We start from the raw sequence: 13,171 nt of genomic DNA, 5'->3' as shown, positions 1-13,171 counted from the left end.
GGTAAATAAGTTGCTAAGATGATTAGTTTACCTACACAATAAAACGCCTACGGGCGTTTTTTTGCAGACCCAATTGGTCGCCCTGCCCTCTACCGGCTTAACAAAGGAAGAACAGAACTATGAAAAAATCGTTAGTCGCTGTCAGCGTCATTGTGGTGCTCGGCGCAGCATGGACTGGGGCCTCTTGGTACACCGGCAAGCTTATCGAGCAACGGATGGGGGAAATGGTAGACACAGCCAATAGCCAGTTGAAAACCCTACTGCCTAAGGCTGGGGTCAAGATGAGCTATGAAAACTACCAACGCGGGATTTTCAGCAGCCAAGCCCGTTTTGTGCTGCGTGCAGATGGTAGCATCACCACCGACGATGCCCTGCTGAAGTCCGGCGAAGAAGTGGCCTTCATTGAAACCGTCGATCACGGCCCATTCCCGCTGGCCCAGTTGAAAAAATTCAACCTGATCCCAAGCATGGCTTCGGTACATACCGAGCTGGAAAACACGCCAAAAGTCAAAACCCTGTTTGAAATCACCAAAGGCAAGTCGCTGTTCAGCGCCGATTCACGCATTGCTTACAGCGGCGATGTCGCCAGCTCCATCGATGTGATCCCGGTGGAATACCAGAAAGACAAGTCCTCACTGAAATTCAGCGGTGCAAAAATTGACGCGGATATCGGCAAGGATATGCAAACCGCTGTCCTGGACGCCAGCAGTGATAGCCTGGTGATCAGTGGCCCGAATCAGTCCGGCCAGAACGAACAGATGACGATGCAAGGGCTGACGCTCAAAAGCAACACCCATCTGGGCCAATACAGTCTGAGCCTGGGTGAGCAAGCGCTGGGCATGAAGCAACTGACCATGGCTATCGACGGTAAAGACGCCATGACGATGGAAGGCTTCAACCTGGCCAGCCAGTTCGGCGAGAAAGGCAACAGCCTCGCAGGTCAGCTGGACTACACCATGGCAGCGTTGAAAATTCAGGGCACCGATTTTGGCGCGGGTAAGCTGCTGCTGAAAATCGACAACCTGGACGGTAAAGGGCTGAAAGAGTTTGCCGATCGTTACAACCAGCAGGCCATGGCCTTGCTGCAACAGGCAGAAACGCTGTCACCAGAAGCCTACCAGCAGCAAACGGCTGAGATGCTGGTGCAAAACCTGCCGCTGTTGCTGAAAGGCAACCCAACTATCAGCATCGCACCGCTGAGCTGGAAAAATGCCAAGGGTGAAAGCGCCTTTACCCTTAACCTCGATCTGCTGGATCCTTCAAAGGCTGGCGCTGCGGCCGAATCACCGGACCAACAGCTTGCCCGTTCGGTCAAGAAAATCGACGCTCAGTTGACTATTCCGGTCGCTATGGCGCAGGAAACCATGGCTCAAGCGGCACAGCTGCAAGGTGCCAGTGCACAACAAGCACAGCAGCAGGCCGAGCAGCAGGTGAAAAGCCTGGCGGCAATGGGCGAGATGTTCAAGATCACCACGCTGAAAGATAACGTGATTAGCAGCAGCTTCAAGTATGCCGATAACCAGATTGAGCTGAACGGCAGCAAAATGTCGCTGCCGGAGTTCGTGGGTATGTTCGGGATGCTGGGCGGCGCTTCCGCACCAGAAGAAGATAGTGCTCCAGAGCCCGATCAGCAGGATGCCGCTCCGGCACCTGAGCAGCCAACTCTGCAAGGGCAATAAAAACCTTCTAGGGCCAGGCGATATCTGGCCCTTTATTTTTAACCATAAACCGCATCGCGGATCTGCACGGGATATAAACCGCTCATACCCTCAATTGCGGTGTTGGTCAGCGCTACCACGCTCAACTGCGCGACCGGATCGTAAAACCAGCTGTGCCCATATACGCCGCCCCACTGCATAGTGCCATTATTCTGCGGCGTTGCTGCCAATGCGGCATCCACCAGCACCGCGCCACCAAAACCAAAGCCCCAACCCGGCCCCTGAATTTCTGCCTGCGCTCCTATATGGGGTTGTCGCATCAATGCGGCGGTTTCTGGCTGCAAAACTCCGTCGCTACCATTACGCAACGTCTCCACCAGGCGCAGCACATCGTCAGCGTCGCCAACCATTCCCGCGCCAGCCGAAGGATAGGCATGGCGGTCAAGCGCTCGCGAAGGCGCAAACTCCACGTCAAAACCAAACTCCTCAGGAAGCCTTAGCAGAAAGCCGTCATACATCGCTGCCGGTTGCGGTTCAGTATTGTAATAGGCCGTAGCCAGCTTATCGGCGTTCAACGCATAAAAACCGGTATTCCCCAGCCCTAGCGGTTGACCAGCCCAGCGCTCGAATAGCTGTGGCAAAGGCATACCAGCCACCTGCTCTACCACCGCACCCAATACGTCAATGGCCAGTGAATAGCTGAATTCGCTCCCCGGCTCTGTCTGCAATGGTGCCTGCGACAACCGACGCAGATTTTGCTCCAGCGTTAACGAGGACATCTCCAGGCCGTCGTGGATCCCTAACCGCTGATAGATCCCGCCCTCTGGTTGCTTGAAACGGTAGTCCAGCCCGGCGGTGTGGGTTAACAGGTGGCGAATCGCGATCGCTGGCCGACGTCCATCGGGCAACGCCGGAGTAAACCACGGTAGCCAACGGCTCACGGCATCATCCAGACTCAGCAATTGCTGTTCTATCATGCGCATCGCTACCAGCGTGATGTAGGGTTTAGAGACCGAAGATAGCCGGAATTGGCTGTTACGCTGCATGGGTTGCCGCTGCTCGCGATCGGCATAGCCGCTGGCACCGGCGTAAATCACTGCCCCCTGTTGAGCCACCAGCACCACGCTACCTACGATCCGCCCTTCGGCGATCGCCTGCTGATTAACTGCCTCTATCCGTTGTGTCAATGCCTGAGCCATAACTGTGATCCTCTTAAGGTAATCAGGCCAGTCTACGGTTTCGATCATTAAATAAAATAGGCTAAAATTTAATGAATCATTAAGTTGGAATTATTAATAGATGAGCTCACTGCTGCAATTACTGCCGTTTTTCGACGCCGTTGCCAAATTGGGCAGCTTTACCCAGGCGGCCAATCATCTGGGCGTTACACCGCCTGCGGTTTCACAAAATATCCGCGCGCTAGAGGCCCTTTTGGGAGTACGCCTGTTCAACCGCACCAGCCGTTCAGTCAGGCTAAGCGATGAAGGGCAGGCATTTTATGAAAAAATCGCCCCCGCAATGGGCCAGATTGAGATCGCGGCAGAAAATGCCAGCAGCCAACGTGGTGAGCCAAGCGGCTTACTACGTATTACCTTGCCGCAGTTGGCCGCGTCGATGCTGGTCATGCCCTATCTGCCGGAGTTCCATGCGCGCTATCCTGAGCTTAAGCTGGAGATGTTTACCGACGACCGTTTTGCCGATCTGGTGCTGGATAATTTTGATGCGGGCATCCGCATGCAGCGCATGTTGCAAAAAGACATGGTGGCCGTCCCTATCGACAATGGCCAACAACATGTGATCGTGGCTTCTCCGGGCTATCTGGCACAACACGGTCAGCCCGAAACGCCGCAGGAGTTACAGCAGCATGACTGCATGCGCTACCGCTTTCCCGGCAGTGGCAAACTGGAACCCTGGTATTTCAGCAACGGTACTGAGCATTTGACGCTGGAGGTCAACGAGCGGCTGATCTTCAATGAAAACCAGCTGCTTAAAGACGCGGCGATAGCGGGATTAGGGCTCACCCAACGCTTTCGGGCTGCCGTACACCAAGAGTTGCAGAGCGGGCAACTGCGAGAGGTTCTGCAGGATTTTAGCAACGTCGCGCCGGGGTTCTTTATCTACTTTCCGGCGGGCCGCCATATGCCGCTCAAGCTGCGCGCCTTTATCGATTTTATGCGGGAAAAACGCGAGCAGCAGATCAAGCCGATCCGCGCTTGAGCTTCTGGGTATTGAAGGCCTGGGAGGGATCTTTCACTTTTTGCTTTCAGCGTGGCATCAGAATGCGATTCACTCATGGCATTGCTGATTAAGTATCCAGGCAGAAATTGCACTTAGGGAACCCGGCGAGTATGCCTGTTGTCCGGCCAGCAGAAATCCCCCTTGCTTCCACCAAGGCCACTGAGAGGATAGCTGGTAGTCAAACCATTCGCTCCGTAAAAGCCCATGGGTAGCATCAGCGACCAGTCTGATGCAGCGAGGTGTTTTGGCCGGTAGTTCTTCGCTCCAGACAGCAATCGTTTCGTGAGGATCGACATTCCGATCGTCCGCCCCCATCAGGATCATTACCGGCGTTTGCATCGCTGAAATAGCTTTCCTTGCATCGGCCTGTGAGTTTCGACGCTCAAAGTCCTCCCGGGTACAACGAGAAAGACAGGGAGATGCGGCTGCTTCCTGCGTAAACTGCCTGTCAAAAGCGGTGGCTTCTCGTGCTTGCGCCTTCACGATATTCTCAGCTGACAGGCCCTCAGATTTTAGACGTTGCCCCGTATAATAAATCCCCTGAGCTCGCCAATTTATCGCCGCCCCCACCAGAATAACAAAGTCGGTTTTTACCTGTTGGCTGGCCTTTGGCACGACCCAACCCGCCTGAGAAAAGCCAAGAAAGCCTATATCGCTGTGGTTAAACTCCGGTTCCTGTTTCAGTTTTCTCAGAGCAGATGCCGCTTCATCTGCACGATCTGACAGGGTTTGTGCCAGCCAGTTACCACTGCTTGCCCCAACGCCGGGTTTATCCCATGAATAAACTGCGATCCCTTGGGCAACCAGGAACTTCACCAACGGAATATAGCCGCCTTCAGACCAGCGGTCTTGAGCTCCATCGCCATGAACCAGCACGACAAGCGGTGGGGATATCTTCCCAGGAGGGAGGATTAATGTGCCTTCCAGAATGTCCTGATGATGCTCAAAGCTGATAGTTCGTTGGTGCGCATCATCGGAAAGTTCAAATTCAGATAACCGAATCAGCGAAAAAACGACCAAGAAGCTCACCATGCAGAAACCAAATATCCCATATCTGTTCATAGCTGCTCCCAAATTAAATCTCATATCGTGTCGGTTATATCAAAAATTGCGCTTTAATTTAATCAAGCATCAGTGCAAGGCTGTTTAGAGACACCTGAGAATTTATAATATTGGGGCAACGGCAAGATTGGAGATATAGCTGCGGATCAGGCCGATCCGCGCTTGATCAGCTCTGGGGACAGGATCACATTCTGCGGTGCTAATGAATCATCGCCAATACGTTGTAACAACCGCAGAGCAGCACTGCGTCCAACTTCTCGAGCCGAGCTGGAGATAAAGGTCAGCGGGGGTTCGGTCAGTTCGGCCTCCGGCACATCGCCAAAACCGATCAGCGCCACCTGTTGACCATAAAAACTGTCCATCCCTTCCGAGCCAATACTACGGCCACTGCGCACAATACCAAAATAGGCACCCAACGCCACCGAAGCCTTATGGCACACCAACGCACTGATATTGGGATACTGACGCAACAGGTTTTCGGCAGCTTCAGCCGCTGCACGTTGATGGCAATCGCATTCGACGATCCACTCTGAGCGGAATGGCAGGCCGTATTGCACCAGGGTGGCACAGAATCCCCCCAGGCGTTCGGCGCGGGTGAGTGAATCGCTTTGTCCACCAAGGTAGGCGATCTGGCTATGCCCCCGTTTGATCAGAAATTCGGTGGCCATTTTCGCGGCCTGCATATTATCGGGCCGCACCACGTCTACACCTTCCAGCCCATTGGAGCGCGCGGCACACACCAGCGGCACCCCTTGAGCTTCGGCTTTCTCTTTCAGCCCTTTCGCGGTACGTACCCCACCCGCCAGCACCATGCCGTCAACGCCGTGCTCTAGAAGCATATCAAAACAGCGCATCAGCCCTTTGCCTTCGCGCCCGCTTTGGGTCAGAAACAGCACTTTGCCATTGGCTTCCAGTACCTCACTCACCCCGGCGGTCATCTCGGCATAAAACGGTTCGCAGATATCACGCAGGATCAGCCCTACCACCCCCGATTCGCCACCGCGCAGCGTCGCGGCCTGACGGTTGCGAACATAGCCAAGCTGCTCGATCGCCTGATTCACACGGGTCATGGTGGTGGGAGAAATACGCCCTTTACCGCTCAGCACCAGGGAAACGGTGGTCACGGATACGCCTGCCAACTGCGCGACGTCAGTGATAGTGATCTTTTTGATGGTAATAACCTCTGCAATGCCCTATCAGGGCGAGTTTCACCCTGATAGCAAATGGTATACCGAATCTCTCAATGCAGTAAAACGATTTACCCACATAAGTATTGTCACCGCAAAGCACCGTTCATAATTGTGATTAGGGACGCATTTTTACTAGGTAAAACGTTTTATCTTATTTTTACCTAATCGGGTACACACAACATTGCATGCTTTTTCGCCAGGAGTCGTCGGTTATGCCAGCGTCTAAAAAACAAAAAATTACGCTTTGGGAGTTTTTCCAAAGCCTGGGCAAGACATTTATGCTGCCCGTCGCACTGCTTTCATTCTGCGGCATCATGCTGGGGATCGGTAGCTCACTAAGCAGCCGTGACGTGATCACCTTGCTGCCTTTCATTGGTCATCCGGCTTTCCAACTGCTGTTCACCTGGATGAGCAAGATCGGCTCCTTTGCTTTCAGCTTCCTGCCGGTGATGTTCGCCATTGCCATTCCTTTGGGCATGGCGCGTGAGAACAAAGGCGTGGCCGCCTTCTCTGGTTTTGTCGGCTTTGCCGTGCTGAACCTGGCGACCAACTTCTACCTGACCACGTCAGGCGTGCTGCCTACCGTCGATCCGCTGGTGCTGAAAGCCAATAACATCCAGAACATCCTGGGCATTCAGTCTATCGATACCGGTATCCTCGGTGCGGTGATCGTCGGGATCATCGTTTATCTGCTGCACGAGCGTTTCAACACCATCCGCCTGCCGGATGCGCTGGCGTTCTTCGGCGGTACCCGCTTTGTCCCAATCGTCACCACCGTGGTACTGGGCCTGTGCGGCCTGATTATCCCGCTGATCTGGCCTTGGTTCGCTGCCGGTATTAACGGGTTGGGCCGTATGATTAACGGCGCTGGCATGTTTGGGCCGATGATTTTCGGCTCCGGCGAACGTCTGTTGCTGCCGTTCGGGCTGCACCATATTCTGGTGGCACTGATCCGCTTTACCGAAGCGGGCGGTACGCTGGACGTTTGTGGCCGTGAAGTCAGCGGTGCATTGACCATCTTCCAGGCGCAGCTCTCTTGCCCAACCACCCACGGCTTTGCCGAAAGCGCTACCCGCTTCCTGTCCCAGGGTAAAATGCCTGCCTTCCTTGGCGGCCTGCCGGGTGCAGCGTTAGCCATGTACCACTGTGCCAAACCGGAGAACCGCCACAAAATCAAAGGGCTGCTGATTTCCGGTGTCGTGGCTTGTGTCGTCGGCGGTACCACCGAACCAATCGAATTCCTGTTCCTGTTTGTGGCTCCGTTCCTGTACCTGATCCACGCTATCCTGACCGGTCTGGGCTTCACCGTGATGGCCTTACTGGGCGTCACTATCGGTAACACCGACGGCAACATTATCGACTTCGTGGTGTTTGGTATCCTGCACGGCACCGCAACCAAGTGGTACCTGGTGCCGTTGGTGGCCGCCATCTGGTTCGTTGCCTACTATGCGATCTTCCGCTTCGCCATCCAGCGCTGGAACATTAAAACGCCGGGCCGTGAGACGGAAACCACCGCTACGCAGAGCACTCCTGTCGGTGCCGTGGGTAAATCCGGCTATAACGTGCCAGCTATCCTGGCAGCGTTAGGCGGTAAAGAGAATATCGTTTCGCTGGATAACTGCATTACCCGCCTGCGTATGTCGGTTAACGATATGAGCAAGGTGGATGATGCGGTGCTGAAAGCCAACCGGGCTATCGGCGTGGTGCACCTTAATGACCATAATCTGCAAGTGGTCATTGGCCCGCAGGTGCAATCGGTGAAAGATGAGTTAGAATCACTGATGGCCAACGCATAACCTTCCCCCCGGGCGCAGCCTGCTGCGCCCTTGTTCGGAGTTTCACATGTTTGATTTTTCTACCCCGGTAGATCGTCACGGTACCTGGTGCACCCAGTGGGACTACATCGCCGACCGGTTTGGTACCGCAGATCTGCTGCCTTTCACCATCTCCGATATGGATTTCGCCACTGCCCCCTGCATTCTTGAAGCCCTGCAACAGCGCCTGCAACACGGCGTGTTGGGCTATAGCCGCTGGCAGCATGAAGACTTTCTTGGTGCGGTACGGCATTGGTATCAACAGCGCTTCAATGCCCCCATAGATACGACCAAGGCGGTCTATGGCCCTTCGGTGATTTACATGGTGGCGCAGCTGGTGCGTATCTGGTCGGCTCCGGGGGAATATGTGGTCACCCATACGCCAGCCTATGATGCGTTCTATAAGGTGATCCTGGGTAATCAACGCCAGGTGTTGCCTTGCCCGCTGCACAAAGTGGATAACGATTGGCAATGCGATATGGCGCATCTGGAAGCCTTGCTAGCGCGGCCGCAAACCAAGATCCTACTGTTGTGCAGCCCGCAGAATCCCACCGGCAAGGTGTGGACACAGCAGGAGCTGGAGCAGATGGCAGAGCTGTGCGAACGCCATGACGTCAAGGTGATCAGCGATGAGATCCATATGGATATGGTTTGGGGGGAACATCGTCACACTCCATGGAGTCAGGTAGCTACCACCCCGTGGGCGTTGCTGACTTCCGGCTCTAAAACCTTCAACATTCCGGCGCTCACCGGGGCCTATGGCATTATCAGCGATGATAGTGCGCGGGATAGCTATGTTCAGGCGCTAAAAAGCCGCGATGGATTATCCTCTCCGGCGGTGCTGGCGGTTGCAGCCCATATTGCCGCCTATCGCCACGGCGAGCCTTGGCTAGACGCCCTGCGCGACTACCTGCAAGATAACCTGACCTACGTGGCAGAACGGCTAAACCAGGCGTTGCCACAGCTAAACTGGCAGCCACCGCAGGCCACCTATCTGGCGTGGATCGATATACGCCCATTGGGCATTGACGACCGCGAATTGCAGCAGGTGCTGATCGAACGTGAGAAAGTCGCCATCATGCCAGGCTTTACCTATGGCGAAGAGGGCCGTGGTTTCCTGCGCTTGAACGTCGGCTGCCCACGCAGCAAGGTTGAGGCCGGGATGGATAAGCTGATCGCCGCGTTGCAATTTGTCCTGGATGCAAAATAAGTTATATCGCCAGGGGCGTAGTGCCCCTGGTTTTTCATTGAGCGTCAACTCCCCTCAGCATTGTCATGCTACCCGTTAAAACCAGAACCCATTGCGATTGACCTGATTTCATCGACTAATGACCTGAGAGCATGCCTCTGCTTACCCGCCTTATACATCTTCCTCTTATCCTGAAGTGCGAACTTACGATTTAATGTGATTACAATCACTTTTTTATGCAACGCAATAGCTATTTTCATTCGTTTGTTTTTATACTGATCTGCACTTTACCTATACAAAAACAATGAGTGCCGCCATGATTGACTCCCGCTTGCCCCTTACCGATATTCACCGTCACCTGGACGGTAACATCCGCGCGCAAACCATTCTTGAACTGGGCCGCCAGTTCAATCTAGCCCTGCCAGCCAACGAGCTAGCTGCCCTGCTTCCCCATGTGCAAATCACCCAGACTGAACCCGATCTGATGAGCTTTTTACAAAAGCTGGACTGGGGCGTGGCGGTGCTGGGCGATCTGGATGCCTGCCGTCGCGTGGCCTATGAAAACGTGGAAGATGCAGCAAACGCTGGATTGCACTACGCCGAACTGCGTTTCTCCCCATACTACATGGCGATGAAGCACCAGCTACCGGTGGCTGGCGTGGTGGAAGCGGTAATTGACGGCATTCGCTCTGGTTGCCGCGACCGCGATATTGATGTGCGCCTGATCGGCATCATGAGCCGTACCTTCGGCGAAGCGGCCTGCCTGCAAGAGCTAGACGCTTTGCTGGCCCACCGCGACGGGATTACCGCGTTGGATCTGGCCGGTGATGAGCTGGGCTTCCCTGGCAGCCTGTTCCTCAGCCATTTCAACCGTGCTCGTGACGCAGGCCTGCGCATTACCGTTCATGCCGGTGAAGCCGCTGGCCCAGAAAGCATCTGGCAGGCGATCCGTGAGTTGGGTGCAGAGCGCATCGGCCACGGGGTTAAAGCGGTAGAAGATCCGGCACTGATGGATTACCTGGCGCAGCATGCCATCGGCATTGAATCGTGCCTGACCTCGAATATACAAACCAGCACTGTAGCTTCGTTGGCACAACATCCGCTGGCCACCTTCCTGCGCCATGGCGTGGTGGCCTCAATCAATACCGACGATCCGGCCGTGCAAGGCATTGAGATTGAGCATGAATACCGCGTGGCGGCTCCACAGGCGGGATTAACGCCGCAGGAAATCCGCACCGCGCAGGAAAACGGCCTGAAGATGGCCTTCCTCAGCGAGCAGGAAAAACAGGCGCTACGCGCGAAAGTACTTGGCTAAGGCAATATCCAGGCTCAGCCGCTGTTAAGGCTGAGCCTGTTTTTCATGATTGATATGGCAGCACCACCCGGTGGCTCTCTTCGATCAGGGCCACAATCTCGGTACGTGGCCCCTCCAACCAGGCTTTGCTGCGGTAGAAGGCCTGCAATACCTGTTCCATTTCCGCCATGCCGTCAAACCGCCGCATCAGGTAGTAGGCATCAGGATCGTGTAGCGAGACACCGTGCTCCAGCACGGTGATCCCTGCGGCCTTATGGAGCGGCACGCTATCATGCTGCATGAGGTGGTGAAAACGCTTGCCACTGCCCGCTTGTAAACGATATTGCAAAATCTCGACTACCTTGCTCATGCTACGTCCTTGTCTTTTATTTAGTTACGGCAACTTCGCGTTGCTGTGCTGTTTTACGCGCATAGCGCTGTGCCAGTACTGCACATACCATCAACTGTACCTGATGGAAAATCATCAAGGGTAATACCATAGCCCCAACGGCAGCGGCCGGAAATAGCACGTTAGCCATCGGAATGCCGTTGGCCAGGCTCTTTTTCGAACCACAAAACACGATAGTGATCTCATCGGCGGTATCAAACCCCAGCCAACGTGCAGCATAGGTGTTGATAATCAGTACCACCGCCAACAGCACCAGCGACATCACCAGGATCGTCAGTAGCGACCAGCCGTCAATGGTGTGCCAAATCCCCTCAACCACAGCCGCGCTGAACGCGGTATAGACCACCAGCAGGATCGAGGAACGGTCGGTGAGGTTAATCAGTTTGCGATGGCGATCGATCCATTTGCCAATCAGCGGACGCGCCAGATGGCCAATAACAAACGGCACCATCAGTTGCAGAATAATCGAGCCGATGGCATGCAGCACGTCAGTATTGCCTCCCTGCGTATGCATCAATGCCCCCACCAGCAGCGGAGACAGGAATACCCCAAGAATGCTGGATGCCGAAGCGCTGCAGATCGCCGCCGCCACGTTACCTCCGGCTGCGGAGGTGAAAGCGATTGCCGATTGCACCGTGGCAGGCAGAGCACACAGATAGAGGAACCCCAGATAAACGGTGGGCGTCATCAAGCCCGGCACCAGTACGTTCATCGACAGCCCTAGCAGCGGGAAGAGCGCAAAGGTACTGAGAAACACCACCAGGTGCAGCTTCCAGTGGCTCATTCCGGCAACGATCGCCTCACGGGAAAGTTTCGCCCCATGCATGAAGAACAACAGGGCTATTGCGGCGGTGGTTAAATGTTCGAAGAAGGTCTGCCAAATCCCTTTACAGGGCAACAATGAGGCCAACAGCACCACCATCAGCAGTACCAGTAAAAACTTGTCGATACGTAGACGTTGTAACCAGGACATCCTGCAAAATTCCTTGCTATTAATGCGTAAAAAAGGGTTCAGAAGCGCTCTGAACCCTACTGTTATTATTGATATTAGCTGACCGGTAGCGCTTTTTGCTGTTTGGCCGACTCAATGCCCAGCTCGATCATTTCCATGACCTGTATCGCCTCGCTGGCCGGAACCGGGTTGGTACCGGCACCGGAAATTGCGTCGCGAATGGCGGCGTAATAGGCCGGGTAATTGCCCGGAATGGTCAACAGCGGCTGTTCCGCCAGCATGCCGTCACGTGACAACGTCACCACTCCGTCGCGCATGTCGTAACCCCAGTCGGCCTGCGGCAAACGCTCACCGGCTTTCAGGCGGTCTTCCTGCGGATCCAGACCATATTTGATAAAGCTGCCCTGCGTGCCGTGCACAATGTAACGAGCAGTTTCTGCCGCGGCCAGCACCGTGCCATGCAGCACCACACGCCGATGGCCGTAATTAAGCACCGCATGGAAGTAATCTACCGATTGTGAACCCGGGCGTAGCTCGCCGAGATCGACAAACAGCGTTTGTGGCTTGCCAAACAGCTGCAACGCCTGGTCGATCAGATGCGGCCCCAGATCGTACCAAATACCGCTGCCAGCACCACCTTGCTCACGCCAGCGCTGGCGGACTTCCGGGCGGAAACGATCGAAATGGGATTCAAAATAGACCACTTCTCCTAAAGCGCCGTCTTTCAGCAGGGTTTTTAAGGTCAGGAAATCGCTGTCCCAGCGGCGGTTGTGAAACACTGAAAGCAGTTGTCCACTCTGCTCTGCCTGCTGTTGTAGCTGCTGCGCCTGTGACAGTGTCACGGTAAACGGTTTATCCACCACCACATGCTTGCCCGCCGCCATCGCCTGTTGTGCCAATGGGAAGTGGGTATCGTTCGGGGTTGGAATGACAATCAGGTCAATCGAGGGGTCGTTAAACAGCGCCTGCAGGTCGCTGACCACCGTCATCATCGGCCAGTCGGCGTGGACTTTACCGGCGTCGCTGCTGGAAACGGCGGCCAACTCCATGCCAGGGGTTCCCGCGATCAGCGGAGCATGAAAGGTCTTGCTGGCGTAACCATAGCCCACCAGGCCAACGCGGATTGTTTCAGACATCTTGTTTCCTCATACAGGGCGATATACGCATCAATTCCAGGCGGTTGAAATGCTACGTCCATATAAGTCAGGGGCAAGAAACCCGCTCCTAGTGTTGCCGCGAGAAAAGATGAAGTCGTGATTGATTCGATTTGACACCATGATGCGGGCTGGAACAAGAGCTAAATGCAGATTGTTAACAAACTGGCAATAAACTGAACCGGCGCAGCATGCTGCGCCCCCAACAACG

11 protein-coding genes are annotated in these 13,171 nt (G+C 54.8%); 5 read left to right on the top strand and 6 right to left on the bottom strand.

Annotated features, from left to right (window positions below):
• Window positions 1–119: 119 nt before the first annotated feature.
• The gene (locus WN53_RS20475; protein ID WP_024486919.1) at window positions 120–1,679 is read left to right on the top strand and encodes a YdgA family protein; all 1,560 of its coding nucleotides are present in this window, start codon (window positions 120–122) and stop codon (window positions 1,677–1,679) included.
• 38 nt (window positions 1,680–1,717) lie between these two features.
• Here WN53_RS20475 and WN53_RS20470 read toward each other — a convergent pair whose 3' ends face one another.
• Entirely contained in the window at window positions 1,718–2,857 is a 1,140-nt protein-coding gene (locus WN53_RS20470; RefSeq protein WP_390901759.1) for a serine hydrolase domain-containing protein, read from the bottom strand.
• 100 nt (window positions 2,858–2,957) lie between these two features.
• Here WN53_RS20470 and WN53_RS20465 point away from each other — a divergent pair, with 100 nt between their 5' ends.
• The gene (locus WN53_RS20465) at window positions 2,958–3,875 is read left to right on the top strand and encodes a LysR family transcriptional regulator (protein ID WP_046808214.1); all 918 of its coding nucleotides are present in this window, start codon (window positions 2,958–2,960) and stop codon (window positions 3,873–3,875) included.
• Window positions 3,876–3,944: 69 nt separating this feature from the next.
• Here WN53_RS20465 and WN53_RS20460 read toward each other — a convergent pair whose 3' ends face one another.
• Both WN53_RS20460 and WN53_RS20455 read right to left on the bottom strand, forming a co-directional pair.
• Complete coding sequence (locus WN53_RS20460) at window positions 3,945–4,958, bottom strand: alpha/beta hydrolase family protein (RefSeq protein ID WP_024487046.1); 1,014 nt, start codon at window positions 4,956–4,958, stop codon at window positions 3,945–3,947.
• 146 nt (window positions 4,959–5,104) lie between these two features.
• Window positions 5,105–6,136 carry a Mal regulon transcriptional regulator MalI gene (locus WN53_RS20455; protein WP_046808213.1) on the bottom strand — a complete coding sequence of 344 codons (1,032 nt, stop codon included), beginning with the start codon at window positions 6,134–6,136 and terminating at the stop codon, window positions 5,105–5,107.
• A 224-nt stretch (window positions 6,137–6,360) separates the two neighbouring features.
• Between WN53_RS20455 and malX the strand changes: the two genes are divergently transcribed.
• The 3 genes from malX (at window position 6,361) to add (ending at window position 10,466) form a co-directional block, all read left to right on the top strand.
• Window positions 6,361–7,944, top strand: a complete 1,584-nt coding sequence (gene malX / locus WN53_RS20450; protein WP_037413791.1) for a maltose/glucose-specific PTS transporter subunit IIBC — start codon at window positions 6,361–6,363, stop codon at window positions 7,942–7,944.
• Window positions 7,945–7,990: 46 nt separating this feature from the next.
• Window positions 7,991–9,172, top strand: coding sequence for a MalY/PatB family protein (locus WN53_RS20445; RefSeq protein ID WP_021178043.1), 1,182 nt, complete (start codon window positions 7,991–7,993; stop codon window positions 9,170–9,172).
• A 295-nt stretch (window positions 9,173–9,467) separates the two neighbouring features.
• Window positions 9,468–10,466: an adenosine deaminase gene (gene add, locus WN53_RS20440; protein ID WP_046808212.1), complete on the top strand. Its 999-nt coding sequence runs from the start codon at window positions 9,468–9,470 to the stop codon at window positions 10,464–10,466.
• Between the two features lie 43 nt (window positions 10,467–10,509).
• On the opposite strand, the gene WN53_RS20435 is transcribed toward add, so the two are convergent.
• From WN53_RS20435 to WN53_RS20425, 3 genes are all read right to left on the bottom strand, one after another.
• Window positions 10,510–10,815, bottom strand: coding sequence for a hypothetical protein (locus tag WN53_RS20435; RefSeq protein ID WP_024486988.1), 306 nt, complete (start codon window positions 10,813–10,815; stop codon window positions 10,510–10,512).
• 16 nt (window positions 10,816–10,831) lie between these two features.
• A complete protein-coding gene (locus WN53_RS20430; RefSeq protein ID WP_024486987.1) occupies window positions 10,832–11,827 on the bottom strand; it encodes a bile acid:sodium symporter family protein in 996 nt (331 codons plus the stop codon).
• Window positions 11,828–11,901: 74 nt separating this feature from the next.
• On the bottom strand, window positions 11,902–12,942 hold the full coding sequence (locus WN53_RS20425) for an oxidoreductase (RefSeq protein WP_024486986.1): 1,041 nt from the start codon (window positions 12,940–12,942) through the stop codon (window positions 11,902–11,904).
• Window positions 12,943–13,171 lie beyond the last annotated feature (229 nt).

It is taken from the genome of Serratia fonticola (assembly GCF_001006005.1).
GTDB classification, from domain to species: Bacteria; Pseudomonadota; Gammaproteobacteria; order Enterobacterales; family Enterobacteriaceae; genus Chania; species Chania fonticola.
Note: the sequence above shows the minus strand (reverse complement) of the source record. Positions and strands in the feature narration are given on the sequence as shown.